Origin of the sequence: Comamonas sp. MYb396 (assembly GCF_037479555.1) — a bacterium.
GTDB lineage: Bacteria > Pseudomonadota > Gammaproteobacteria > Burkholderiales > Burkholderiaceae_C > Comamonas.
This window is the reverse complement of the sequence record NZ_JBBGYU010000001.1, coordinates 398789-423175: the sequence shown is the minus strand read 5'-3', so window position 1 is coordinate 423175 and position 24387 is coordinate 398789. Positions and strand designations below refer to the sequence as shown.

24 protein-coding genes are annotated in these 24387 nt (G+C 63.3%); 13 read left to right on the top strand and 11 right to left on the bottom strand.

Translation table 11 applies throughout. From position 1 onward, the window contains the following. Positions 1–73: 73 nt before the first annotated feature. Positions 74–196, bottom strand: coding sequence for a hypothetical protein (locus tag WH265_RS02030; protein WP_339557170.1), 123 nt, complete (start codon positions 194–196; stop codon positions 74–76). Here WH265_RS02030 and WH265_RS02025 point away from each other — a divergent pair. The 10 genes from WH265_RS02025 (at position 195) to dgoD (ending at position 10726) form a co-directional block, all read left to right on the top strand. Beyond that, positions 195–1118, top strand: a complete 924-nt coding sequence (locus WH265_RS02025) for an IPTL-CTERM sorting domain-containing protein (protein WP_339557169.1) — start codon at positions 195–197, stop codon at positions 1116–1118. The two genes, WH265_RS02030 and WH265_RS02025, sit on opposite strands and share 2 nt — an antisense overlap. 209 nt (positions 1119–1327) lie before the next feature. Next, the gene (locus tag WH265_RS02020; RefSeq protein ID WP_021027241.1) at positions 1328–2029 is read left to right on the top strand and encodes a FadR/GntR family transcriptional regulator; all 702 of its coding nucleotides are present in this window, start codon (positions 1328–1330) and stop codon (positions 2027–2029) included. 136 nt (positions 2030–2165) lie between these two features. Further along, the gene (locus WH265_RS02015) at positions 2166–2936 is read left to right on the top strand and encodes an SDR family oxidoreductase (RefSeq protein ID WP_339557168.1); all 771 of its coding nucleotides are present in this window, start codon (positions 2166–2168) and stop codon (positions 2934–2936) included. A 14-nt stretch (positions 2937–2950) separates the two neighbouring features. After that, on the top strand, positions 2951–4198 hold the full coding sequence (locus tag WH265_RS02010) for an enolase C-terminal domain-like protein (protein ID WP_339557167.1): 1248 nt from the start codon (positions 2951–2953) through the stop codon (positions 4196–4198). Between the two features lie 65 nt (positions 4199–4263). Beyond that, on the top strand, positions 4264–5277 hold the full coding sequence (locus WH265_RS02005) for a TRAP transporter substrate-binding protein (protein ID WP_339557166.1): 1014 nt from the start codon (positions 4264–4266) through the stop codon (positions 5275–5277). A gap of 164 nt (positions 5278–5441) precedes the next feature. Next, positions 5442–6035 carry a TRAP transporter small permease gene (locus tag WH265_RS02000; RefSeq protein WP_021027238.1) on the top strand — a complete coding sequence of 198 codons (594 nt, stop codon included), beginning with the start codon at positions 5442–5444 and terminating at the stop codon, positions 6033–6035. After that, positions 6032–7312 carry a TRAP transporter large permease gene (locus tag WH265_RS01995; RefSeq protein ID WP_339557165.1) on the top strand — a complete coding sequence of 427 codons (1281 nt, stop codon included), beginning with the start codon at positions 6032–6034 and terminating at the stop codon, positions 7310–7312. The genes WH265_RS02000 and WH265_RS01995 overlap by 4 nt, the downstream gene beginning before the upstream one ends. Before the next feature lie 103 nt (positions 7313–7415). Further along, on the top strand, positions 7416–8441 hold the full coding sequence (locus WH265_RS01990) for a DctP family TRAP transporter solute-binding subunit (RefSeq protein ID WP_339557164.1): 1026 nt from the start codon (positions 7416–7418) through the stop codon (positions 8439–8441). A 37-nt stretch (positions 8442–8478) separates the two neighbouring features. Beyond that, a complete protein-coding gene (locus WH265_RS01985; protein ID WP_339557163.1) occupies positions 8479–9516 on the top strand; it encodes an L-idonate 5-dehydrogenase in 1038 nt (345 codons plus the stop codon). 61 nt (positions 9517–9577) lie between these two features. After that, entirely contained in the window at positions 9578–10726 is a 1149-nt protein-coding gene (gene dgoD / locus WH265_RS01980; protein ID WP_021027234.1) for a galactonate dehydratase, read from the top strand. Between the two features lie 45 nt (positions 10727–10771). Here dgoD and WH265_RS01975 read toward each other — a convergent pair whose 3' ends face one another. Further along, a complete protein-coding gene (locus WH265_RS01975) occupies positions 10772–11509 on the bottom strand; it encodes an SDR family oxidoreductase (protein WP_339557162.1) in 738 nt (245 codons plus the stop codon). A gap of 131 nt (positions 11510–11640) precedes the next feature. Between WH265_RS01975 and WH265_RS01970 the strand changes: the two genes are divergently transcribed. Beyond that, complete coding sequence (locus WH265_RS01970; protein WP_339557161.1) at positions 11641–12531, top strand: LysR family transcriptional regulator; 891 nt, start codon at positions 11641–11643, stop codon at positions 12529–12531. A 153-nt stretch (positions 12532–12684) separates the two neighbouring features. Here WH265_RS01970 and fusA read toward each other — a convergent pair whose 3' ends face one another. Then, complete coding sequence (gene fusA, locus WH265_RS01965; protein WP_021027231.1) at positions 12685–14796, bottom strand: elongation factor G; 2112 nt, start codon at positions 14794–14796, stop codon at positions 12685–12687. 287 nt (positions 14797–15083) lie between these two features. Here fusA and WH265_RS01960 point away from each other — a divergent pair, with 287 nt between their 5' ends. Then, positions 15084–15428, top strand: a complete 345-nt coding sequence (locus WH265_RS01960; RefSeq protein WP_133858464.1) for an ArsR/SmtB family transcription factor — start codon at positions 15084–15086, stop codon at positions 15426–15428. A 61-nt stretch (positions 15429–15489) separates the two neighbouring features. Next, the gene (gene queC, locus WH265_RS01955; RefSeq protein WP_339536457.1) at positions 15490–16191 is read left to right on the top strand and encodes a 7-cyano-7-deazaguanine synthase QueC; all 702 of its coding nucleotides are present in this window, start codon (positions 15490–15492) and stop codon (positions 16189–16191) included. Between the two features lie 15 nt (positions 16192–16206). Here queC and WH265_RS01950 read toward each other — a convergent pair whose 3' ends face one another. From WH265_RS01950 to WH265_RS01915, 8 genes are read right to left on the bottom strand one after another with little or no spacing between them, the layout of a single operon-like run. Continuing rightward, positions 16207–17475: a glycosyltransferase gene (locus WH265_RS01950; protein ID WP_339557160.1), complete on the bottom strand. Its 1269-nt coding sequence runs from the start codon at positions 17473–17475 to the stop codon at positions 16207–16209. A gap of 26 nt (positions 17476–17501) precedes the next feature. Continuing rightward, positions 17502–18932 carry a sigma-54 dependent transcriptional regulator gene (locus WH265_RS01945; protein WP_339557159.1) on the bottom strand — a complete coding sequence of 477 codons (1431 nt, stop codon included), beginning with the start codon at positions 18930–18932 and terminating at the stop codon, positions 17502–17504. Between the two features lie 45 nt (positions 18933–18977). Beyond that, positions 18978–20816 (bottom strand): TadE/TadG family type IV pilus assembly protein, encoded by a 1839-nt coding sequence (locus WH265_RS01940; protein ID WP_339557158.1) that lies wholly within the window; start codon positions 20814–20816, stop codon positions 18978–18980. A gap of 14 nt (positions 20817–20830) precedes the next feature. Next, positions 20831–21334, bottom strand: a complete 504-nt coding sequence (locus tag WH265_RS01935; RefSeq protein ID WP_339557157.1) for a TadE/TadG family type IV pilus assembly protein — start codon at positions 21332–21334, stop codon at positions 20831–20833. After that, positions 21331–21882 carry a TadE/TadG family type IV pilus assembly protein gene (locus tag WH265_RS01930; RefSeq protein WP_339557156.1) on the bottom strand — a complete coding sequence of 184 codons (552 nt, stop codon included), beginning with the start codon at positions 21880–21882 and terminating at the stop codon, positions 21331–21333. The genes WH265_RS01935 and WH265_RS01930 overlap by 4 nt, the downstream gene beginning before the upstream one ends. A 24-nt stretch (positions 21883–21906) precedes the next feature. Next, positions 21907–22365 (bottom strand): DUF3613 domain-containing protein, encoded by a 459-nt coding sequence (locus WH265_RS01925; RefSeq protein ID WP_339557155.1) that lies wholly within the window; start codon positions 22363–22365, stop codon positions 21907–21909. A 24-nt stretch (positions 22366–22389) separates the two neighbouring features. Continuing rightward, on the bottom strand, positions 22390–23388 hold the full coding sequence (locus WH265_RS01920; RefSeq protein WP_339557154.1) for a tetratricopeptide repeat protein: 999 nt from the start codon (positions 23386–23388) through the stop codon (positions 22390–22392). A gap of 2 nt (positions 23389–23390) precedes the next feature. Then, positions 23391–24380, bottom strand: a complete 990-nt coding sequence (locus tag WH265_RS01915; RefSeq protein WP_116924058.1) for a type II secretion system F family protein — start codon at positions 24378–24380, stop codon at positions 23391–23393. Positions 24381–24387 lie beyond the last annotated feature (7 nt).

Sequence of the window (24387 nt, the reverse complement as noted above, 5' to 3'; positions counted from 1 at the left end):
GTCCGGGTAAGGAGGAAGGGCTCAATTACCCAGTTTCAGGGATAGGAGAAAAACACAAAAAGTAACATAATGATCAATTGTTCACATTTTGATTGCTTCTGATGTTGTCTTGGTTCTCTACTTTGCCTTCTTGCTCCATCTCTGGCTGGGCCCGCGCCACGCCGCTGGCTTTGTCGTTCGCGTTGGCCACTTCCATGGCCAGTGCGCAGAGCATTGATACGGTTCCAGACTGGGATGGCATCGGATTTATCAGCTCCTTCGGTGTGCCAAACACGGCAACCTATGGTCAAACAATCACCGCTCCCGCGACTCCGGCGATGCTGCGTGCATTTGATGTTCGTATCAATCCGCAGGGCGCTGAAATCCCATTCAAGTTCTATGTTTATGAGTGGGATCCAACCAGCGACCGCGCTACCGGTGGGCAGTTGTATGCCAGCTCTGTACAAACGACAGAAGCCGTAAGCCAGTTTCAAACCTACGGTGTGTCTGGGTTGAGCATCACGCTGGAGCCGGGAAAGCAGTACGTGCTCTTCGCCAGTGTGTCTGAAACTTCGGGTTCCGACTCCAACGCCCGTTGGGCGAGTGTAGGCGATGGCTCTTATGCGGGCGGCCGTTTTGTGTTTACCAACAATGGTACAAATGTGTCGGCTTGGACGAGTGGGACTTGGAGCAACATAGCCCGCGATTTGGCGTTTACTGCGGATATTCAGTATGTGGGCCTGCCTGCGGCTCCCAATCTGACTGCTGCTTCAGCTGGAGACGGCCAAGCCAGATTTGAACTCAGCCTGTCTGACTCCGGCTCGGCCCCCTTGCAGCAGTACAGCATTAGCTGCGAGTCGCAAGGCGATGCAGTAGGCGCCAGTGCCAGTGGTGCGAGCAGCCCGTTGGTGGTTACTGGGCTGACCAATGGCACTAGCTACGACTGCACCGCCACAGCAACCAATACCGATGGACTGACCGGTCCTGAGTCGAACGTGGTCACTGTCACGCCAAAGGCTGCACCGGTGGCGCCAAAGCCGGTGCCAACGCTGAGCCAATGGGGTATCTTATTGGTCTCCGGTGTGTTGGCAGCGATGGCTATGTTGGGAATGGCGCGCACAGGCCGCCGCCGGGGTTAAGCGCTCTGTCCACCAATGCCAGCCGCCTCCGGGCGGCTTTTTTGTTGCGGCATGGAGCGATCTTGGTATAGGCAAGTCTCGCCTTCAGGCGCACAAGGCAGGCATGATCGGCCCATCCGATGGCTGTCATGCGGCGCCTTTCTGGACGGCGCTGGCCTCAACCTGCTTTGTTTTGTATGATGAATGACTCTATACCACCACCGATTCCCATGTCCTTATCCTCACAGCCCGGCAGCAGTCTGCACCACCAGGTGATGGACAGCCTGGGGCGGCTGATTGCCAGTCCCGAGTACGGGCCCGGCGCCACCTTGCCCAATGAGGAGGAGCTGTGCGAGCGGCTGGGGGTGAGCCGTACTGCGGTGCGCGAGGCGATCAAGGCGTTGAGCGCCAAGGGCATGCTGGAGGCGCGGCCCCGCACCGGTACGCGCGTGCGGCCGCAGGAGCAGTGGAGTCTGTTTGATGCCGATGTGCTCGGCTGGCTTTGCAGCCAGGGGGTGGACCAGGCGCTGGGCCGGCACCTGATGGTGATGCGCGGCATTCTTGAGCCGGCGGCCGCCTCGCTGGCAGCGCGCATGCACACCGATGCGCAACTGCAGGCGCTGCAGCAGGCCTTTGCGGCGATGGAGGCCGCGACATCAATTGATGAATGGGTGGTCGCCGACCTGGCCTACCACCAGAGCATCTTGCAGGCCACCGGCAACCCCTTGCTGATCTCGCTGGGCGGTATTGTGGCCTCGGCGCTGGAGTCTTTGCTTACTGTCAATGCCCAGCAGGCCGGACAGTTCAACGATGGCCTGCTGATGCACGGCAAGGTGCTGGCCGCCATTGAGCGGCGCAGTGCCGACGATGCGCAGCTGTGGATGCGGGCGCTGCTGGCTGACACGATTGCCCGCTGGGGCGCGCCCGCCTAAAAGCCTGCATATCCAGGTTTCGCGCGGCTGTCGCGCAAAGCGCAGGGCGGCAAAATTCCTAGGGTTTGCTCTGATTTAATCATCATACAAATAAACCGATGATGGCGACTTCTGAAATTCTCAAGGTCGCCATTCCATGTCTCGTTCCCTGTTTGATCTGTCGGGCCGTACGGCGCTGATTACCGGCTCCTCGCGCGGCATTGGGCTGGCGCTGGCCCAGGGCCTGGCGGAATCGGGGGCAACGGTGGTGGTCAACAGCCGCCAGCAGGCAGCGGTGGATGCGGCTGTGGCGCAGCTGCAAGGTCTGGGCCTGAAGGTGCAGGGGGCGGCCTTTGATGTGGCCGACCAGGCGGCAGTGGAGGCGGCCTTTGCCGCGTTTGATGCCCAGGGCCTGGCGATCGACATCGTCGTCAACAATGCCGGCATCCAGCACCGCGAGCCCTTGCTTGATGTGTCGCTGGAAGACTGGAGCCGGGTCATCAACACCAACCTGACGGCGGCCTTTGTCGTGGGCCGCACGGCAGCGCGCCGCATGATCGAGCGCGGCACCGGCGGCAAGATCATCAATATCGGCTCGCTGACCAGCGAGGCGGCCCGTGCCACGGTGGCGCCCTACACGGTGGCCAAGGGCGGCATCAAGATGCTCTCCAAGGCGATGGCGGCCGAGTGGGCCATGCATGGCATCCAGGCCAACTCCATCGGCCCGGGCTACATCCTCACCGACATGAACGAGGCGCTGGTCAATAACGTCGCGTTCGATGCCTGGGTCAAGGCCAGCAATCCCACGCAGCGCTGGGGCCGGCCCGATGAGCTGGTGGGCACGGCCATCTATCTGGCCTCGGGCGCATCCAACTATGTCAACGGCCAGATCATCTATGTGGATGGCGGCTGGCTGGCGGTGCTGTAAGCGGGCGCGGCACCATGGCTACCTTGATTACCGACGTCAAAGTCATCGCGACGGCGCCCGAGGGCATCAACCTCCTGGTCGTCAGGATCGAGACCAACCAGCCCGGTCTCTTCGGCCTGGGCTGCGCCACCTTTGCCTACCGCCATCTGGCCGTGCGGTGCCTGGTCGAGCAGTACCTGCGCCCGCTGCTGATCGGCCGCGATGCCAGCCAGATCGAAGAGCTGTGGCAGCTGATGCACCAGAACGCCTACTGGCGCAACGGCCCCATCGAGAACAATGCGATCTCGGGCGTGGACATGGCGCTGTGGGACCTCAAGGGCAAGCAGGCCGGCATGCCCCTGTACCAGCTGCTGGGCGGCAAGCTGCGCGAGGGCGTGCCCATCTACCGCCATGCCGATGGGCGGGATCTGGAAGAGCTCTGCGACAACATCCAGAAGTACCGCGAGCAGGGCATCACCCACATCCGCTGCCAAAGCGGTGGCTATGGCGGTGGCGGCTTTGGCGCGGCGCCCGGCACGGCGCCCCGGGGCGCCGCTGATGGCATCTACCTCGATGCGCGCAAGTACATGCGCGAGACGTTGAAAATGTTCGACGCCATCCGCAGCCGCATCGGCTTTGAGGTGGAGCTGTGCCATGACGTGCACGAGCGCTTGAAACCTGCCGATGCCATCCGCTTTGCGCAGGCGCTGGAGCCCTATGAGCTGTTCTTTCTGGAAGACGCCATCGCGCTGGAAGAGGGCGACTGGCTGCGCCAGCTGCGCGACAAGACCAATGTGCCGCTGGCCCAGGGCGAGCTGTTCAACCACCCCTTTGAATGGCGCGGCATCATCGCCGAGCGGCTGATTGACTTTATCCGCGTGCACCTGAGCCAGGTGGGCGGGATCACGCCGGCGCGCAAGCTGCAGCTGTTTGCCGAGCAGTACGGCGTGCGTACGGCCTGGCATGGCCCGGGCGATATGTCGCCCCTGGCGCATGCGGCCAATATCCATATCGACCTGGCCTCGCGCAATTTTGGCGTGCAGGAGTGGTCGGGCACCGAGCCGCCCAATTTTGTGATCCAGGAGCTCAAGGGCCCGCGCGATGCGCTGCTGGCCGTGTTCCCCGGTTTGCCCACATTCCGCAATGGCTATGTCTACGCCAATGAGCAGCCCGGCCTGGGCGTGGACATCGACGAGCGCGAGGCGGCCAAGTACCCCTGCAGCAGCGCAGTAACGACCTGGACGCAGACGCGCCTGGCCGATGGGAGCCTGCAGACCCCCTGATTCCCAGCATGCCGGGCCAGCAGCGCCGGCTTTTTTCGATTGACAACAAAGACGGAGACAGACAGATGACCACTCACTTCCAACTGCGCCGCATCGTGCTGGCCACCCTGGCGGCATCAGCAATGGGCGCTGGCGCCGTTTATGCTGAAGTCAAGGCCCGCGTGGGCCATGCGATGCCCGAGAGCCACCCGCAAGCCATTGCGATGAACAAGTTCGCTGAGCTTGCCTCCACCTACACCAATGGCAATGTCAAGGTGCAGGCCTACCACAGCGCGGTGCTGGGCAGCGATGAGAAGCAATTGCAGGCCGTGCAGGCAGGCACGCAGGATCTGTACATCGGCACCCTGGCGCCGCTGTCCTCGCGGGTCAAGGAAGTGCAGGTCTGGGATCTGCCTTTCATGTTCCGCAACTCGGCCGAGGTCTATGCGGTGCTTGATGGCGCCTCGTCCAAGAAGATTTTCGAGAAGATCGCACCGGCCAACCTGGTGGGCCTGACCTGGACCGGCATGGGCTTTCGCAACCTGTCCAACAGCAAGCACCGCGTGGCCAAGCCCGAGGATGTGAGCGGCCTCAAGATCCGCGTGATGACCAACCCGGTGGCCCTTGATACCTGGAAGACCCTGGGCGCCAATGCCACCCCGATGGCCTTTGCCGAGGTGTTCCCGGCGCTGGAGATCAAGGCGCTCGACGGCCAGGAGAACCCGCTGCAGCACATGTGGGCCAACAAGATGCAGGAAGTGCAGAAGTTCATCACCATCACCAACCACGTCTACACGCCTTCCGCTCTGGTGGCGTCCAAGAAGTTCTGGGATGGCCTCTCGCCCGCCGACAAGGCCGGTGTGCAAAAGGCCGCGACCGAAGCGGGCCTGCTGCAGCGCAAGCTGCTCGACGAAGGCGACAGCCAGGCCATCGACAACTTCAAGAAGGCCGGTGTGACGGTGGACACCATGCCCGCTGCCGAGCTGGCGCGCATGCAGGACAAGGTCAAGCCCGTGCTGGCCAAGTTCTCGCCGCAGATCGGTGATGAGTTCGTCAAGGGCTTCTTTGCCGAAATCGAGCAGGCGCGCAAGGCCCAGTAAGGCCCAGGAAGGGTATGGGCCCAGGCCGGCATAGGCTGGGTCCGCTCCCTGCATTTCTTTTCAAGGTTCTGGCAGCGCCCCATGGCGCGGCGCTGCCGGCTTAGACATACAAGCATTCAGGTGGCGGCACGGCACAAGGCCGCGCTGCCGGGAAAGGTGTTGCCATGGGCAAGGTACTCAAAATGCTCGCCGACGGGCTGACGCGCGCGCTGGAAATCGCCATGGTGCTGTGCATGCTGGTCATGCTGGTGATGGTGTTCGGCAATGTGATGCTGCGGCTGTTTTTCAATACCGGCATTGATCTGTCGGAAGAGGTGCCGCGCTTTGCCTTTGTATGGCTGACCTTTCTGGGCGCCATCGTGGGCATGCGCAAGCGCGCCCATCTGGGGGTGGACCTGATGGTCCAGATGATGCCGCTGGTGGGCCGTCGCGTCTGCTGGGGCCTGAGCCAGGCCATCATGCTGCTGTGCTGCGTCTACATCGTCTACGGCACCTGGCTGCAGCACGACATCATCGCGGGCAATGCCTCGCCGGTGGCGCAGCTGAGCATGCTCTGGGTCTACGGCGTGAGCTATTTCACCGGGGCGGCCATTGGCTTTATCTGCCTGTCGAACCTGGTGCGTCTGGTGCTGGGCAAGGTGGCGGACTATGAGCTGATTGACGTGCAGGAAGAGGGCATGGAAGAGGCGCGCGAGGCCGAGCACGCCATGCAGGAGCAGACCCAATCGCAGGCCCGGTCCCAAGGAGGTCGCGCATGACCATCTTCATTTTTATCTCGTCGCTGCTGGGCCTGATGGCTCTGGGCATGCCCATTGCCTTTGCGCTGATTGGCTGCGGCCTCGCGCTGATGTACTACATGGGCTTTACCGATCCGCAGATCGTGGTGCAGAACATGTGGGATGGCGCCAACAGCTTCCCGCTGCTGGCCGTCCCGTTCTTCATGCTGGCGGGCGAATTCATGAACGCCGGTGGTATGACGCGCCGCATCATCCACATGGCCATGGCCTGGATTGGCCATATCCGGGGCGGCCTGGGCTATGTGGCCGTTGGCGCCGCCGTGATCATGGCCTCGCTCTCGGGCTCGGCGGTGGCCGATACCGCGGCACTGGCCGCCGTGCTGGTGCCGATGATGCGCAAGGCCGGCTATGAGGTCAACCGCTCCTGCGGCCTGATCGCCTGCGGCGGCATCATCGCGCCGGTGATTCCGCCATCGATCGCAATGATTCTGTATGGCGTGACCGGTGGCGTGTCCATCACCAAGCTGTTCATCGCCGGCATTGTGCCGGGCCTGTTGATGGGTGTCGCGATCTTGCTGGCCTGGCGCTGGTGCATTGGCCGTGACCCGATCGTGACCGAGCCCAAGCGCAGCATGGCCGAGCGTCTGACGGCAACACGCCAGTCGCTGTGGGCGCTGGTACTGCCGGTGGTGATCATCGGGGGGCTGAAGTTCGGCTGGTTCACCCCCACCGAAGCCGCCGTCATGGCCGCGATGTACTCGCTGCTGGTGGGGATGTTTGTCTACCGCGAGATCAAGCTGAACCAGCTGTTTGCGCTGATCTACCGCGCCGCTGAGACCACCGCCATCATCATGTTCCTGGTGTCGGCCGCTGGCGTATCGGCCTGGCTGATCACCACCGCGAACATTCCGCAGCAGCTGGCCGCGCTGGTCGAGCCGCTGATGGACAACAAGATGCTGCTCACCTTTGCGCTGATGGTGCTGGTGCTGCTGGTGGGCACGGCGCTGGATTTCACGCCCACGGTGCTGATCATGACGCCTGTGCTGATGCCGGTGCTCAAGCAGGCGGGCATCGACCCGGTCTACTTCGGCGTGCTGTTCATCATGAACAATGCCATTGGCCTCGTCACCCCTCCGGTGGGCACCGTGCTCAATGTCGTCTGCGGGGTCGCCAAGATACCGATGAGCGGTGCCATCAAGGGGGTGATTCCGTTCATGGTGGCCCAGACGATTGTGATGTTCCTGCTGGTGGTGTTCCCACAGATCGTCATGTGGCCGCTGGAGATGATGAGCCGCTAAGCCTCAAACCGTCACCCCAAACCCATTCATTGAAGAGCCTTGGGCGCTTGCCAGCCGCAAGCGCCAAGGGCGGGCTTTGCCCAAAAAAGACAAGGAGCCGACCATGAAACTGATTCCACGCCGCAGCCTCGTTGCCGGCCTGGCCTGCGCCACCTTGGCGATGCTGGGCCTGGCGCCCGCCCAAGCCCAGGAGGGCAAGCGCGCTCGCCTGGGCCATTCCTTTGCCGATTCGCACCCCCGCGCCATCGCGATGAAGCAGTTTGCTGCCGATGTCGCCAAGTCCACCGATGGCAAGGTGCAGATCGATGTGTACAGCAGCGCCACCTTGGGCAGCGAAGACAAGATGCTGATTGCAGTGCAAAGCGGCACGCAGGACCTGTACATGGGCGCGCTCTCGCCCATCGCCGCACGCAAGAAGGCGCTGCAGATTTTTGATTTTCCGTTTCTGTTTGCCAGCGATGCCGAGGCCGCCCATGTACTCGATGGCCCGGTGGGCCGCCAGATGTTGGGCGACATTGCCGATATGAAGATGCGTGGCCTCGTGTGGGCGGGCGGTGCCTTCCGCAATATGTCCAACAGCAAGCGGCCGCTGGCCTCGCTGGCCGACATGAAGGGCCTGCGCGTGCGCGTGATGCAAAGCCCGATGGCGCTGGCCAGCTTCAATGCGATGGGCATGAACGCCGTGCCGATGGCCTTCTCCGAGGTCTACCCGGCGCTGGAGATCAAGGCACTCGATGGCTATGAGCACCCGGTGGTCGACATGTATGCCAACAAGATGTACGAGGTGCAGAAGTACCTGACCATCACCAACCATGTCTACACGCCCGTCGCGCTGATCGCGTCCGAGAAATGGTGGTCGGGCCTGACGCCCGCGCAGCAGCAGGCGGTTCAGCAGTCTGCCGAGAAGGCCCGCATCCTGCAGCGCAGCGAAGAGCTGCGCCAGGCCGGCGAGGTGGTCGCCCAGCTCCAATCGCATGGCATGCAGGTGGGCGAGATGCCGGCTGCCGAGCTGGAAAAGATCCGCGCTGCGGTGCAGCCGGTGATCGACAAGAACCAGGCGACCGTCGGCCAGGAGTTTGCCCAGTCGTTTTATGCAGCGCTCGCCAGCTACCGCAAAACCAAGCCTTAAGCCACTCACTTATCCAAGCCAATTAGGAACTTCTGATATGGAAGCGCTTGTTATCCACGCACCCGGCGATCTGCGGGTGCAATCCGTCCCCGTGCCTGCGCCCGGGCCTGGCCAGATGCTGGTGCGGGTGCGCTGCGGCGGCATCTGCGGCTCAGATCTGCATTACTACCAGCACGGCGGTTTTGGCACTGTGCGCATCAAGGAGCCGATGGTGCTGGGCCATGAGGTCTCGGGCGTCATCGAATCGGTAGGCGCCGAGGTGACGGGCTTTGCTGCCGGCCAGCGCATCGCAGTCAGCCCCAGCTGGCCCTGCGGCCAGTGCCGCTTTTGCCAGATGGGCCTGCAAAACCACTGCCTGGACATGCGCTACTACGGCAGCGCGATGCGCACGCCCCATGTGCAGGGTGCGTTTCGCCAGCAGATCGTCATCGAGTCGCACCAGGCCCATCTGCTGGCCGCGCAGGTGAGCGATGCCGAAGGCGCCATGGCCGAGCCGCTGGCAGTTGCCCTGCATGGCGTGCAGCGGGCCGGCCCACTGCTGGGCCGCAAGGTGCTGGTGACAGGATGCGGGCCGATTGGTGCGCTGGCCATCATTGCCGCGCGCCGCGCAGGCGCCGAGCACATTGTGGCCACCGACATGAGCGCGCACCCGCTGGCCAAAGCCTTGCAGGTGGGCGCCGATGAGGTCGTGCATGTGGGCGAGTCGCCCGATGGCCTGGCCCGCTACGCAGCCGACAAGGGCCAGTTCGATGTGCTGTTCGAGGCCAGCGGCAACCCGCATGCCTTGCGCGGTGCCTTCGATGTGCTGCGCCCGCGCGCCACCATCGTGCAGCTGGGCCTGGCCGGTGCCGAGATGACCCTGCCGATCAACACGCTGGTGGCCAAGGAATTCGACTGGCGCGGCTCCTTCCGCTTTCATGAGGAGTTCGCCACTGCGGTGGCCCTGCTCAACAAGGGCTTGGTCGATGTGAAGCCGCTGATCTCCGCCACCTTGTCCTACCGCGATTCGGCCCGCGCCTTTGCGCTGGCGGCCGACCGCTCGCAGGCGATGAAGGTGCTGCTGGACTTTGAGTGACCCCCGCACCAACCCCAGCCACCACTGCTGATTCCCACCCCCATTTTTCTCAGTTCGTCCCATGAAAATCGTCAAGCTCACCACCTTTATCGTGCCACCGCGCTGGTGCTTTCTCAAGATCGAAACCGACGAGGGCATCGTTGGCTGGGGCGAGCCGGTGGTTGAAGGCCGCGCCCACACGGTGGCCGCAGCGGTCGAGGAACTCTCCGACTACCTGGTGGGCCGCGACCCGCGCAACGTGCAGGACCTGTGGAATGTAATGTACCGCGCCGGCTTCTACCGGGGCGGCCCGGTGATGATGAGCGCCATTGCCGGTGTCGACCAGGCGCTGTGGGACATCAAGGGCAAGGCGCTGGGTGTGCCGGTGCATGAGCTCTTGGGCGGCAAGGTGCGCGACCGTATCCGCGTCTACTCCTGGATCGGGGGTGACCGTCCGGCAGATACGGCCGCGCAAGCGCAAGCGGCCGTCGCCCGAGGCTTTACCGCCGTCAAGATGAACGGCACCGAGGAGATGCAGTACATCGACAGCCATGCCAAGGTGGAGCAGGCCGTGGCCAATGTCGCGATGATCCGCGAGTCGGTGGGCAAGCACATCGGCATTGGTGTGGACTTCCACGGCAGGGTACACAAGCCCATGGCCAAGGTGCTGATGCGCGAGCTGCGCGACTTCAACCTGATGTTCATCGAAGAGCCCGTGCTCAGCGAGCACCTGGAGGTGATCCCCGAACTCGCTGCCATCGGCGCCGCTCCGATCGCGCTGGGCGAGCGCCTCTATTCGCGCTGGGATTTCAAGCGCGTGTTTGCGCAGGGCGGTGTCGACATTATCCAGCCCGACCCCTCGCATGCCGGCGGCATCACCGAGACCTGCAAGATCGCTGCGATGGCCGAGGCCTACGATGTGGCGGTGGCCCTGCATTGCCCGCTGGGGCCGATTGCGCTGGCCGCCAACCTGCAGATCGATGCGGTCTGCTACAACGCCTTCATCCAGGAGCAAAGCCTGGGCATCCACTACAACCAGGGCAATGACCTGCTCGACTATGTACACAACCGCGATGCCTTTGACTACCAGGATGGCTATGTCGCGATGCCCGGCGGCCCTGGCCTGGGCATTGAGGTGAACGAGGCCTATGTGGTCGAGCGCGCCAAGGAGGGCCACCGCTGGCGCAACCCGGTATGGCGCCATGCCGATGGGAGTGTGGCGGAGTGGTGAGGCCAGGCGCCTCAACCCGGGTGTCTTGCCGGGTGGGGCGGCGGTTTAAGCAATGCCGCCATTGGCGCGCAGCACCTGCCCGTTGATCCAGCCCGACTCCTTGCTGGCCAAAAAGGCGACCACCGCCGCGATGTCCTCGGGCTCGCCCAGGCGCTCCAGCGGCGGCATCTTGGCAAAGTGCTCAATTTGCGCCTCGCTCTTGCCGGCAAAGAACAGCTCGGTGGCGACCGGGCCGGGAGCGACCGCGTTGACGGTGATCTGGCGGCCGCGCAGCTCCTTGGCGAACACGCGGGTAAAGGCCTCGACGGCGGCCTTGCTGCCGTTGTAGATCGCGTAGCCGGGCAGGTTCAGTGCCAGCGCGGTGGTCGAGAGGTTGATGATGCGCCCGCCTGCGTTGAGGCGTGTGGCCGCTTCGCGCAGCGTGTTGAACACGCCCTGGGTGTTGATCGCAAAGGTCTTGGCAAACAGCGCGTCACTGGTCTCGGCCAGGGTGCTGGTGGCGAGCACACCGGCGTTGTTGACGAGCACATCAATCTGGCCCAGCTGCTGCTCGACGGCGCTGAACATGGCCTGGACCTGGTCAGCCTGCGAGATATCGGCACGGATGGCCATCGCCTGGCCACCTTCTTGCACCAGCGCCTGGGCCAGTGCTTCGGCCTCTTGCGCGTTGTTGGCGTAGTTGATGGCGATGGCGTGGCCGTCCTGGGCCAGGCGGCGGGCAATGGTGGCACCGATTCCGCGCGATGCGCCGGTGATCAGGGCAATGGATGTGGGCTTGGTCATGTCTGCTTTCCTGTCGTTGATCGAATGGCTGGATTTTTCACTATTCCATTCAAAAGATCATTGTGCTGATTTGAATTTTATAATTCGGTTTACTTTAATAATATGCGCCGCATTGGGTTGGCGTTGTTGCGATGGACCGCTTTCAGGAAATGCAGGTATTTGTGCGGGTGGCCGACCGCAGCAGCTTTGCGCAGGCGTCGGACGATCTGCAGATTCCGCGTGCCACGGTAACCAACCTGGTCCAGCGGCTGGAAGCGCGGGTGGGCGCACGCCTGCTGGACCGCACCACGCGCCAGGTGCGGCTGACGGCCGAAGGTGAGGACTACTACCGCCGCTGCACCCGGCTGCTGGCCGATCTGCAGGAGGCCGAGAGCGCCTTTCGCCATGCGCCGCCGCAGGGCCTGCTGCGGGTCAACCTGCAGGGCACCTTGGCGCGCTTTTTTGTGATGCCGCATCTGGGGGCGTTTGCGGACCAGTACCCTGAGGTACAGCTGCACATGGCTGAAGACGACCGGCTGGTGGACCTGGTGCGCGAAGGGGTGGACTGCGTGCTGCGGGCCGGCAGCCTGCAAAGCTCGTCGCTGATCGGGCGCCAGGTGGCGTCGCTGCGCCAGGTGACGGTCGTCAGCCGGGCCTATGCCGAGCGCCACGGCCTGCCGCAGTCACTCGATGACCTGGCGCAGCATGCCGCTGTGGCCTATGTCTCCAGCGCCACGGGCCGGCCGGTGGCGCTGGAGTTTTGCGTGGGCAAGCAGGTGGTGGAGCGGCGGCTCAAGCCCAGCATCACCGTCAACGGCGCCGATCTGTACACCGGCGCAGCCATGGCGGGCTTGGGGATGGTGCAGGTGCCGCGCTACCGCATTGCGCAGGCGCTGCAAGAGGGCGAACTGCTGGAGGTTCTGCCTGATGTACCCCCGCCGTCGATGCCGGTGTCGGTGCTGCACCCCTACAGCCGCCAGCCTTCGGCACGGCTGCGGGTGTTTATCGATTGGCTCGCAGAGCGCTTTGTAGATGTGAATTAGTGGCTCATTGGGTGGAGCCGAAAGGTAAGGCAGCCCAGCCATTGGGCCGGGCACTTGCACGAGCGGATGCGGACAGCGGACAAAAAAACAGGCCCACAGCCTGGAGGGCGGTGGGCCTGGGTTCAGCCAGCAGTGGCTGGCATCTGCGGTCGCTTAGCGGTTGGAGCGGGTTGCAATGCCGGCCACCACATGGGCAGGCGCTTCGGTGTAGCGCTTGAACTCCATCGTGTAGGTGGCGCGGCCCTGCGTCATCGAGCGCAGCTGCGTCGCATAGCCAAACATCTCGGACAAGGGGACCTCGGCCTTGATGCTCTTGCCGCCACCGGCGATGTCGTCCATGCCCTGCACCATGCCCCGGCGCGATGACAGGTCGCCCATCACCGTGCCGGCATAGTCCTCGGGCGTTTCAACCTCGACGGCCATCATCGGCTCCAGGATGACCGGGTTGGCCTTCTTCATGCCTTCCTTGAAGCCGAAGATGGCCGCCATCTTGAAGGCCTGCTCGGACGAGTCCACATCGTGGTACGAACCAAAAGTGAGGCGCACGCGCACATCCACCACCGGGTAGCCGGCCAGAACGCCGCTCGCCAGCGCCTCGCGCACACCTTTCTCCACGGCCGGGATGTACTCGCGTGGCACCACGCCGCCCTTGATCTCGTCAACAAACGCAAAGCCTTCGCCGGACGCCATCGGCTCCAGCGTGAAGACCACATGGCCATACTGGCCCTTGCCGCCCGACTGGCGCACAAACTTGCCGTCCACATCCTTGACCGTGTTGCGGATGGTCTCGCGGTAGGCCACCTGGGGCTTGCCCACATTGGCCTCCACATTGAACTCCCGCTTCATGCGGTCCACGATGATCTCCAGATGCAGCTCGCCCATGCCGGCGATGATGGTCTGGCCCGATTCCTCATCGGTGCGCACGCGGAACGACGGATCCTCGGCGGCCAGGCGCGACAGCGCAATGCCCATCTTTTCCTGGTCGGCCTTGGTCTTGGGCTCGATCGCTTGCGCAATGACGGGCTCAGGAAAGGACATGCGCTCCAGGATGATGGGCGCGCTCGGGTCGCTCAAGGTCTCACCGGTGGTCACCTCCTTGAGGCCCACGCAGGCGGCAATGTCGCCGGCGCGGATCTCGTCGATTTCCTGGCGCTCATTGGCATGCATCTGCACGATGCGGCCAATGCGCTCCTTGCGGCCCCGGATCGGGTTGTAGACCAGGTCGCCCTTGCTGAGCACGCCCGAGTAGACACGCACAAAGGTCAGTTGGCCCACAAAGGGATCGGTCATCAGCTTGAAGGCGAGGGCAGAGAACTTCTCGCTGTCGTCCGCGCGGCGCGTGAGCACCGTGCTGTCGTTCTCGTCTTCGCTGTGGCCAGTCACCGCAGGCACATCCAGCGGCGAAGGCATGAGCTCGACCACGGCGTCCAGCAAACGCTGCACACCCTTGTTCTTGAAGGCCGAGCCGCACAGCATGGGCTGGATCTCGGTGGCAATCGTGCGCAGGCGCAAGCCGGCAATGATGTCGGCCTCGGGCAGGTCACCATCGCTCAGGTACTTGTCGGTCAGCGCTTCGCTCGCTTCGGCAGCCGCTTCCACCATCTTGGTGCGCCACTCCTGCGCCGTGGCCTGCAGCTCGGCGGGAATCTCCCGGTACTCGAACTGCATGCCCTGCGAGGCCTCGTCCCAGATGATGGCCTTCATCTTGATCAGGTCGATCACGCCAGAGAACTCGGCCTCGGCGCCAATCGGAATCACGATGGGCACGGGGTTGGCTTTCAAGCGATCCACCATCATCTGGCGCACGCGGAAGAAGTCCGCACCGATGCGGTCCATCTTGTTGACAAAGGCCAGGCGTGGCACCTTGTACTTGTTGGCCTGGCGCCAGACGGTTTCGGACTGCGGCTGCACGCCGCCCACCGAGTCATAGACCATGACGGCGCCGTCGAGCACACGCATGGAGCGCTCGACCTCGATCGTGAAGTCCACGTGACCGGGGGTGTCGATGATGTTGATGCGGTGGGCCGCAAAGTTGCGTTCCATGCCCGACCAGAAGGCCGTTGTTGCGGCCGAGGTGATCGTGATGCCGCGCTCTTGCTCCTGGGCCATCCAGTCCATCGTGGCGGCGCCATCATGCACCTCGCCCAGCTTGTGGCTCACCCCGGTATAGAACAGGATGCGCTCGGTCGTCGTGGTTTTTCCGGCATCGATGTGCGCAGAGATGCCGATGTTGCGATAGCGTTCTATGGGGGTATGGCGGGCCATGTTGACCTCCTTGGGTCGGTTTTTTCAGCTGGATTCAGCTGCTTGTTACAGCCCTGCGCGCTCCCACTTTGCGACATCCGGCGCCTTCAAGACAGCACCGGCACAGGGCCAGAAAAGAGTGATGGTAATAGTACGAAGACAATCGTACTGTCGTCATGGGTATTGCCCGATTGGGGACAATACTGGCTATCGTGCTGCCAATGCTGCAGACCCAGGCAGAATGGCGCCCTTTGGCAATGACCCGGCTGTTGCAGCCGATGCGCGCCCCTTTGGCGCATGGACCCCGGATGATTCCTCACCACCCTGAAGCTGCGCAGATCCATTTGGAAAATGTGCTCACCGCCCTGGGCAACCCCACGCGCCTGGCGGTAGTGCGTGTGCTGGCCGATGGCCAGGAGCGCAGCTGCACGGCGCTTTTGCGCGACCAGACCAAGTCGACGATGACGCACCACTGGCGCGTGCTGCGCAGCAGCGGCGTGATCTGGCAGCGCCCTGCCGGGCGCGAGAACCTGCTGTCGCTGCGGCGCGAGGACCTCGATGCCCGCTTTCCCGGCCTGCTCGACGCGATACTCTCGGCCACGCGCAGCGATGCGCTGACCGATGCCAGCACGGCCTGGGGTGAGCGCAGCTAGGCCAGCGGTCATTGCCTATATAGGCCTGGTTTTTGATTTTTGATGGATGGAGAAGCGCAGCATGCAAGACGCCAAGGCGCTGGTACTTTTTTCGGGTGGACAGGATTCCACCGTCTGCCTGGCTTGGGCTTTGAGCCGCTATGCCCAGGTCGAAACGATTGGCTTTGACTACGGCCAGAACCACCGGGTGGAGCTGGAATGCCGCAGCACCGTGCTGGCTCACTTGCGCGCGCAGTTTCCGCAGTGGGCGGCAAAGCTGGGGGAGGACCATCTGCTGAACATCGATGTGCTCGGCCAGATCAGCGATACGGCGCTGACCCGTGATGCCGCACTGGCCTACCAGGCCGATGGCCTGCCCAATACCTTTGTGCCAGCGCGCAACCTGGTGTTCTTGACCCTCGCCTCTGCGGTGGCTTACCGCCGCCAGTGCACGGTGCTGGTGGGCGGCATGTGCGAGACCGATTTCTCCGGCTATCCCGACTGCCGCGACAACACGATGAAGGCCATGCAGGTGGCGCTGAGCCTGGGCCTGGGCCGGCAGCTGGTGGTGGAGACCCCCCTGATGTGGATCGACAAGGCTGCGACCTGGCAGCTGGCGCAGGACCTGGGCGGCGACGCCTTGACCGCGCTGGTGCAGGAAGACACCCACACCTGCTACCAGGGCGACCGCAGCGAGCGCCATGACTGGGGCTATGGCTGCGGCGAATGCCCGGCCTGTGCGTTGCGCGCGCAGGGCTTCGCGCGTTGGAAGCAAGCGGCCTAAACAACAGCGCTGGTATCAGCGCGGCGCCACCAGCTGCGCCTTGCGGTTGGCCATTGCCCGCTCAAACAGCGCCATAAAGCGGGGCGCCACCTTGGCGATATGGTAGGCCTTGCCGGTCTCCAGCGCAGCCTGGGCATAGCGCTGGCGCCGGGCCGGGTCCTTGCGCAGCTGCCGTATCGCCTCGATCCAGTCGTCGTCGTTGTCGGGCAGCAAAAGGCCGTTGACGTTGTGGGCAATCAGCTCGGGCGCAAAGCCCCAGTTGGAGCCAATCACGCAGCCCCCGCGCGCCAGGATCTCCATCAGCCCCCAGTTGGCCACGCCATAGCGCAGCGGGTAGAGGAAGAGATCGACCTCGGCCAGCAGCGCCGAGAACTGGTCATAGGGCAGGTGGCCGGGGAACTCGATCACATCGGCGGCGGGGTAGACCTTGAGCAGGTGGTCGCGAAAGCTTTCCACCTTGCCGCCATAGCGCCGCTCCACCCACTGCTGCTCATAGCCGTAGGTGGAGGCCTTGGCATCACCGATGGCGATAAAGCGGGTGTTGTGGCCATCGCCTTCGCGCACCATGCGGTCCACCAGCCGGATATAGGTCTCAAAACCCTTGGCGCTCGAGAGATCGCGCGCCGAGAACGCGATGGTGAAAGGCTTTTGGGTATCGTCCGCTGCATCGCCGGTAGCACCAAAATCCCGCAGCGGCGGCTGGATATCAAAGCCCTCGAACTGCACCGCAATCCGGTCCTGCAGCAGCGGCGGGAACATCGAGCGCGCATAGGCGCTGGGCACGATGGTCAGGTCGCTGCACAGCACCTGGTGGAAGCTCAGCATCTCGGTGTTGCGGTCACCCAGGCGCTGGGCCTGGTCCGGCGGGTAGGCGGCATCCCAGCCATGGGCCAGGTAGCTGGGGAACTCGATATAGCTGATGATGGCGGCTTGCAGCTCGCCATAGAGCCAGTTGGGCGCGCCCCAGAGCGAATGGGCCACCACCACATCGATCTTGCGGCCCTGGGCGGCTTCAAAGTCTTCCAGCGCCTTGAGCACGCCCCGGCAGATGCGGGCCGAGCGCTCGACCTTGTCCGAGTAGTAGTAGCTCTGGGGGCCGACGATCAGGCCATCGGGCTGGAAGGACAGCAGGTGGTCGCAGTGCTTTTCATGGTTGGCCTTGTGGCCGGGCGTGGTCATGAACCAGGCATCTGCGATGCCCTGGGCACGCAGGTGGCTGCACAGCAGGCTGTACTGGCTCGGGTAGACCGCGCCTACAAAAACGATCAGGGGTTTGTCTGTCATGGTCGGCAAGGGCTCGGCGTCAAGGGTCACAGGGGCAGGTGGTCATTGGGCTGCGCGGCGGCCGGTGCCAGGGGCACGAGTGGCTCGCCGTCCGAGATCTGGTATTTGCGCATCTTCTCCCACAGCACCTTGCGGCTGATGCCCATCTGCTGGGCGGTGTTCTGGCGTTTCCAGCTGTTGGCATGCAGCGCTTCGATGATGCGGTTGCGCTCTTCCTGGTCCCAGTTGCCGCGCTCGGCCAGCAGCGGTCCGGCCGCATGGGATTCCAGCGGAAAGGTCGCCGCCGACAGGCTCTGGGCCTGCACCAGCAGGCGATCGGTGGCGCCGCCGGCATGCCAGTCCTGGGTCTGGCGGGCGGCCACGCCAATGCGCTCTGCCAGGTTGCGCAGCTCGCGCACATTGCCGGGGAAGTACATCTGCGCAATCGCGTCGAGAATGAACATCGGCGGCCCGCCCAGGCGCTCCATCATCTCCTCGCCCACCACCTTGCGCAGGATGCTGTTGAAGATGGCCAGCTTGTCGGCCTCGCCCCGCTCTTCGAGGCTCGGCATCTGCAGCTCGATCACCGCCAGGCGAAAGAACAGATCGGCGCGGAAGCGCCCGGCATGCACCAGCTCGCGCAGCGATTTGTTGGTGGCCGCCACCAGGCGGAAATCCAACGCCACCGGCGATGTGGCGCCCAGCCGGGTGACCGTGCGCTCTTCGAGCACGCGCAGCAGCTTGACCTGCTGGTAGAGCGGCAGATCGGCGATCTCGTCGAGAAACAGGGTGCCGCCGTTGGCCTGCTCGAAAAAGCCCTTGTGCGCCGTCACCGCACCGGTGAACGAGCCTTTGGCATGGCCAAAGAACAGCGATTCAAAGAGGCCGTCGGGGATCGCGCCGCAGTTGACCACGACAAAGGGCCCCTGGCCGTAGTGCGTGTTGCGTTCATGCAGGCGTTCGGCCACGCGTTCCTTGCCGGTGCCCGTCTCGCCAAAGATCAGCACGCTGTGCTCGCAGTCGGCAAAGGTGTCCACATCGCGCAGCAGGGCCAGCATGCACTCGGCCTCGGCGATGATGTCGTCGCCCCGCGGCTGCTTGTGCTTGGTACTTTGCAGGCGCCGCACAATGCGCACCAGCATCGCGCGCAGCTCTGCGCCGGTAAAGTCAAAGGGCAGCACATGGGAGTACTCGGTGGCATAGGTGCCCGGCCCTTCACCACGCGGCTTGGCGCTGACCCACAGCACCGGCATGCCGCCAAAATTGCCCTCGATCCCCTGGCGCGTAAAGCGCGCACCTTCCAGCACCGACACACTCACCACGGCAATGGCGTTGCCCCCCTGCGCCACCACGGGCGACAGGTTCAGGCCATCGGCGCGCACCACGTCCACATCCAAGTTGACCATGCAGCGCTCCACGCGCTCTGCAATGTCCGCTTGGCCTTCCCAGACGTAGATGACCAAATCGTTCTGATTCACGTTCTATTCCCTCGGTTCTTCATGTCGCTGCGCTCACTCCTGTCTTCATTGCACGATCTGGGCGGTATCGCACTGGATTTTGAGTACTTCAACGGTTGCGCGTCCCAGTTCAATACCTAGTCCCTGCAGCAGCAGGTCCAGCGCGCTTCCAATGGTGTTGAGCAACGGTGCTAGCAAGGCCGTGACCACAGTGACGATCACATTGAGTAGGGCATTAAGTCCTCCCAAAAGCCCACCGACCAAGCCTCCAAGCAGGCCTCCCAGAACGCCGTAGTACTCTGCATTTTTCGCATCACCTACCAGCGCTGGCACTTGCTTGAGCAGGTTGGCGACTGTCGTGCCTAGCTGTAGATTGTTGGGACTACTCTTGACGTCTTTTTCATTGACGTGAATCCCGACTAGACACTCATCCAGCTTGGTGTTGTTGTAGGGGCAAGCCTGGGCATTGTGCCGATCCGGAACGCCCTCCAGCAGCGAGGTGGACAGCTTGCCTTGCACCCGCAGGCCTCCCAACAGGTTGAGCAGATTCAGATCGACCAGCTCAGTCTTTTGGCAGACACCGTTGGCATCCAGCTCGCCAATGCAGACATCGCCGACAGCAGAGCGCACTGAGATGTTGGCGGTGCGTTCGTTCTGGTCAGGGGTGCACTGAATGGCTTCCAAGGTGCCGGTGCTGCGAACCAGATCGACCTGGATGGGAATGTGGACGCGGATGCCCAGCAGCCCGCCCAACAATGCACTCAGCAAGCTGGGGGTGCTGACATTCTTTTGTTCGCCAATATCAATAGACAGGCGCACCTGCGCACTTCGCGCTTTCGTCTTCCCAGTTGCTGCGCCAATCGCGTAACTAGGAGGCTCCACGACAGTCATTTTGGCACCCAAGACACCTGGCAGCCCAAGACCTAGGACGACGCTATTGGTTCCATTGGCCAGCAGCAACTGCGTGCGCACCAGGTCGCTCAGCTCCACTGCTACATCTAAGCTGGCACCGATAGGCGAGGCATTGCCACCAGCGGAGATCAGTGCCAGCAAGCCCTTGTCGCCACCCAGCGGTACCTTGACATTGGCGAGCTGAAAGGCCGACAGGTAGGCGCGCAGGTCGATCAGTGCGGCAATATCGACCCCCGCATTGAGCAGGCTGCTCCCACCGGCATTGATCGCTGCATCAATGAGGTCGAGCACCGAAGCGTTGACATTGGCCAGGTCATTGGGCGTGAGCAAGGACAAGTCACTGACACCAACGGGCAAACCTATCAGCTTCAACAGACCTGCCGGCGTGATCTTGGCGTTGGCAATGCCATCCTTGTCGAGGATGGTCAGGCGCTCAATGTCGAGGCCCACCGCCGCAGTGATACGACCAAGCAAGCCGTTCTTGTTAAAACGCATCAGTTGAGAGCCAATAGAAAAGGCGGCTAGCGGCTCACTGTCCTTAGCGGAGATAGCGGAGGCGGTTATAACGCGTGAACCTAAAAATGGGAGCAACTGCAACACCTCGCCTCGTAGTTGCACACGCATTGCATTAAGCAGAGATCCACCACCGGAGGGAACAAAACGCATCGCGTCGCCCTTGCTTCCGTCCCAGTGTCCGCACTCAGGCTCGGGTTCATCGAGGTTGATGGACATACGCAACTGACCTGATACGCTTCGTCTGCCTGCTAACTTACCGTCGTTGCAGGTTCCATCGATTCCATACGTAATCGCATTAACCGCTTCGATCGCAGCAATATCTGCCATGCGCTGCAGATCGCGCTTGGCATAGTACATATAGCCAATCTGCACAACACCCAGCAGCGTAACAATCACGGCGGCTAGCAGCGCAAACTGCACAAGCACAGAACCACGCTCGGATCGGCGGAAAGGCGCTTGGGGGAGATGGGGGGACATGATGACAATCCTCCTCACAACATGGATGCAAAGTGCACCACGGTTTTTTCGTACAGCTGGCTGGGCTCGGCGATCCATGGGTTCAGCGTGCCGAACATAGGTGCTAGCCGATAGCGCAGCTCAAAGCTAGCGCTCCCTATGCCACTGCTGGGGCATGCACCTTGCCACTGGATGGCAGTGACGGTGAGCTGGTTTGCGACGGTACCAGGGATGTCACTGCGTTCCAGGCTGGCGCGCACCGATTGCTCTACCCGCAGCTGGATGGTGGAACGGTTGGCTATGGCCTGTAGTGGGTGGCAAGGGTCGCCCACCCCTGCGGCCAGCACACTGAGAATGGCCCGCCCACCATCGCCAGCAGCCCGGGTCAGCGATTGCTGGGCCTGGAAAGCGCGCCAGTACACCGTCAGGCCTAGCAGCATGATGATCATGAAAACGGCAATCAGCGCAAACTCGATGGCAGCTACGCCGCTTTGCCGTCGAGTGCTTCCAATCTGTAAATTCAGGGCGGGGCGTTTCACAGCATCCTCCTATCGACCAACACACTGGCCTGGGCCTGGAGGCTGGTGGGCAGTACGAGGCCCAAACCGGGAATGGCAGGGGCAATGGCACCCTGGCCATAGTTTGCAATGCGGTAGCTGACGAGTACCAAGCAAGGGGTGTCGATATTGCAATCCAGCCCCGGGTTGAAAGCGGTGTTTTGGTTGCAGCTGCTGTCGTTCAGGCGGCAGAGGGTAAAGCTGATATCGCCCTCGGCAGGTCGGAGCGCTGGCGGCAGCCAGTTCAGTGCGTTGGCAGTGGTGCGGCGCGCCTGCAGGCTGCGATGTACCCAGGTGGGCGGGCTGGCCCCAACGATGGTGGAGCTGGGGTAGCGCAGCGCAGCACGGGCGCCTTCTTCGACCGCGTACTGCATCGACTGGCGCACCAGAAAGGTCAGCCCATAACAGACGATGCCGTAGAGCAGCAAGAAAAAAACCGGAAAGATGATCGCCCACTCCAGCGCATACACCCCGCGCTGCTGGCGCGAACGCCTGAAGCGGTACATGGAGGGGGGGAGGTGCGGGCGCATGCTGGGCTCCTGGGCGGCTAGGCTTTACTTCTTCACATCCAGGCCGGTATCAAAGCGCTCGGGGATCTTGGTCTCAAAGCTCTTCAAATAGCGCTGGTAGCTGCGGCTGGCCTGCTCGCCATCGATGGGGCGGGGATGCACGCCGGGCGACGCCACCTGCATAGCCAGCAGACGCTCGGTAGCGCGGCCCACGACCAAGACCCGTTTGCGCCTGGCTTCCGGATCTTGCAACACGGGCTTGCCGTTGCTGGTCTGCAGCGGCATGTAGGGCTGGGGCACGGCCGGGGCACTGACGGCAGGAGGGGCGATGGCAGGTTGCTCGCGCACCGCATCGGCAGTGGCGGGTGCTTGAACCTCGACCGCAGCCACGGTACGGCTGGCATCGGGCTGCACCTGGGCCTGGGCCGAGGCCGGCAGGCAAACAGAGGAGGCTAGGCCGAGCAGTACAAAGCGCCAGTGGGGGAGAGTGCGAGAGGGGGACATGGTGGACTCCTGGTTCTGGGGCGACTAGGGCGCGATCGGGCGGGCAGGGGCGGTCACGGGGCCGTCGCTGCGCAAGGCCGTGGGTACGGCGGGGGATGGATTGGCGGCTTCTGCGTCGGTTGGCAGGGCAGCCGGGGCAGCGGCTGGCGCGGCTGTCGGTGCGGTCAGCGGGCTGGCGGCAAGCGCTGGGCTGTCCAGCGCGGGGGCTGCCGCAACCGGTGCGGGCGTTGGCAACTCGCCGCCGTTGCGCCGGCGCATGGCGGTCTGCACCGTCTGCAACTGGGCTTGCAGAGTCTGCATCGAATTCGCATCAATCAGTGGGGGCACATTCTTAGCGGCGGGCTGGCTAAGCCGCTGCAGCAGTTGCGAGGCCTGGGCCTTCTGGTCGCTCGCCATCAGGTAGAGGGCCAAGTTGAGCTGCACCCGCGCATTGCCGGGGGCCAACTGCGCCGCTTGCAGCACTGGCAGATGGGCGGCCTCCGTCTGTCCATCCAGCATATGGGCGTAGGCCAGGTCGCTCAGCACATCGGCATCGATGGGGTTGATCTGGCGTGCCATCTCCAGCTGCGCAATGGCGTTGGGGTACTGGGCCTGGCTGGCATACAGCAGGCCCAGGCCGCGCCGCGCACGGGCCACGGTGCTGCTGTCGGGGTCTGCCAGCAGGGCCTGGTAGCCTTGCTCAGCCAATGGGCCCTGGCCGGTATTGCGCAGTGCATCGGCGCGCATCAGCCGGATCTGCGGCTGGCTGCCGTACTGGCGCTCAAAGGCCTGCGTGTGCGCCAGCGACGCATACCACTGGTTGGCCTGCTGCATCTGGCGAATCAGGTTCAGATAGGTTTGCTGCGGGTCGATCTGGGTCAGCTGCGCGGCCTTTTCCATTTGCTGCTGGGCTTGCGCTGCCGTGCTTTGCTCGGCGGCGCCATAGCCTTGCGGGCCCTTGGAGGCGCAGCCGGTCAGCAGCGCAACGGCCAAGGCCAGCAGCGGCATCGAACCTGTTCGGGTGTTGCTGAGGTGATGGCGCATAGTTATTTCCCTCCTATCGCCGACAGTGAGCGGATTACCGCGGTAAAGCCAGGCCCTGCCGTAATCACGATCAAGGCGGGCAGCAAGGTCAGCACCATCACGCCGGTCATCTTGACCGTGATCGTGCCGATCTTTTCCTTGAAATTGGCCTGGCGCTTTTCACGCAGGCGCAGGCTGAACTCGCGCAGTGGTTCTTGCACGGCGCCGCCATGCCGGTCCACCTGCACCAGCAGATTGACCACGGCACTCATGTCGTCGTCCGCGCCCAGCATCGCCAGGCGCTGCAGCGACTGCTCACGGGTGCGGCCCGAGCTGTAGAGCCGGTTGGCCAGGCCCAGCTCGGCGCTCAGCACGCGCAGCACACTGCCAAACTCAGAGGCCAGAATATGCAGGCTCTGGTCAATGCTCAGGCCCACGCCCTGCAGCAGGCGCAGCAGGTCAACAAACAGGGGTAGTTCTTCGACGACTTGCTTGCGGCGTGTCGTTGCCTTGGAGCGCAAAATCCACTTGGGCAGCATCAGGCCCAGACTGAAAGCTACAAAGCCTTGGAACACGGCGGTGGTGCCCTGTGGCTCGAAAATCAGCAGCGCCAACACAGGCAGGGCCAGGCACAGCAAGATGCGGCTGGTGACAAATGTGAAGGCGCCACGTGCCATCTCGATGCCTGCCTGCTCCATGAGCTTGCGGTCCTCGTCCGCAAACAAGGCCTTGGCCAGGCCCGTGTCCAACCAGGCAGGCGGCTTGAGACGATCGATCATCTGCTGGGCCGCTTCTTGCTCGCTTTGCGATGCGGAGCTTGGCAGCGCTTGCAGCCCGGGTATGGGGAAGGGCTGAATCACTGCAGCTGTCGCTTCGCGCTGCCGCAGCAGCTGCGCGACGCGCAACTCGGTGCGTTCGCTGCGGTGCTGGCGCAGCAGCAGCCTGCCTGCGAGCATCAGCAGCCCCAGCGCAGCCAGCACCAGGCTGGCAATCCACAGTTGATCGCTGGTCATCGGCAAT

Coding starts and splice junctions, on each gene's coding strand:
- WH265_RS02015 (WP_339557168.1), top strand. CDS start 2,166: ATGTCTCGTTCCCTGTTTGATCTGTCGGGCCGTACGGCGCTGATTACC.
- WH265_RS02030 (WP_339557170.1), bottom strand. CDS start 196: ATGGAAGTGGCCAACGCGAACGACAAAGCCAGCGGCGTGGCGCGGGCC.
- WH265_RS02020 (WP_021027241.1), top strand. CDS start 1,328: ATGTCCTTATCCTCACAGCCCGGCAGCAGTCTGCACCACCAGGTGATG.
- WH265_RS02000 (WP_021027238.1), top strand. CDS start 5,442: ATGGGCAAGGTACTCAAAATGCTCGCCGACGGGCTGACGCGCGCGCTG.
- WH265_RS02010 (WP_339557167.1), top strand. CDS start 2,951: ATGGCTACCTTGATTACCGACGTCAAAGTCATCGCGACGGCGCCCGAG.
- WH265_RS01975 (WP_339557162.1), bottom strand. CDS start 11,509: ATGACCAAGCCCACATCCATTGCCCTGATCACCGGCGCATCGCGCGGA.
- WH265_RS01950 (WP_339557160.1), bottom strand. CDS start 17,475: ATGACAGACAAACCCCTGATCGTTTTTGTAGGCGCGGTCTACCCGAGC.
- WH265_RS01925 (WP_339557155.1), bottom strand. CDS start 22,365: ATGTCCCCCTCTCGCACTCTCCCCCACTGGCGCTTTGTACTGCTCGGC.
- WH265_RS01995 (WP_339557165.1), top strand. CDS start 6,032: ATGACCATCTTCATTTTTATCTCGTCGCTGCTGGGCCTGATGGCTCTG.
- WH265_RS02005 (WP_339557166.1), top strand. CDS start 4,264: ATGACCACTCACTTCCAACTGCGCCGCATCGTGCTGGCCACCCTGGCG.
- WH265_RS01985 (WP_339557163.1), top strand. CDS start 8,479: ATGGAAGCGCTTGTTATCCACGCACCCGGCGATCTGCGGGTGCAATCC.
- fusA (WP_021027231.1), bottom strand. CDS start 14,796: ATGGCCCGCCATACCCCCATAGAACGCTATCGCAACATCGGCATCTCT.
- queC (WP_339536457.1), top strand. CDS start 15,490: ATGCAAGACGCCAAGGCGCTGGTACTTTTTTCGGGTGGACAGGATTCC.
- WH265_RS01990 (WP_339557164.1), top strand. CDS start 7,416: ATGAAACTGATTCCACGCCGCAGCCTCGTTGCCGGCCTGGCCTGCGCC.
- dgoD (WP_021027234.1), top strand. CDS start 9,578: ATGAAAATCGTCAAGCTCACCACCTTTATCGTGCCACCGCGCTGGTGC.
- WH265_RS02025 (WP_339557169.1), top strand. CDS start 195: ATGGCCAGTGCGCAGAGCATTGATACGGTTCCAGACTGGGATGGCATC.
- WH265_RS01960 (WP_133858464.1), top strand. CDS start 15,084: ATGATTCCTCACCACCCTGAAGCTGCGCAGATCCATTTGGAAAATGTG.
- WH265_RS01940 (WP_339557158.1), bottom strand. CDS start 20,816: ATGTCCCCCCATCTCCCCCAAGCGCCTTTCCGCCGATCCGAGCGTGGT.
- WH265_RS01930 (WP_339557156.1), bottom strand. CDS start 21,882: ATGCGCCCGCACCTCCCCCCCTCCATGTACCGCTTCAGGCGTTCGCGC.
- WH265_RS01915 (WP_116924058.1), bottom strand. CDS start 24,380: ATGACCAGCGATCAACTGTGGATTGCCAGCCTGGTGCTGGCTGCGCTG.
- WH265_RS01970 (WP_339557161.1), top strand. CDS start 11,641: ATGGACCGCTTTCAGGAAATGCAGGTATTTGTGCGGGTGGCCGACCGC.
- WH265_RS01920 (WP_339557154.1), bottom strand. CDS start 23,388: ATGCGCCATCACCTCAGCAACACCCGAACAGGTTCGATGCCGCTGCTG.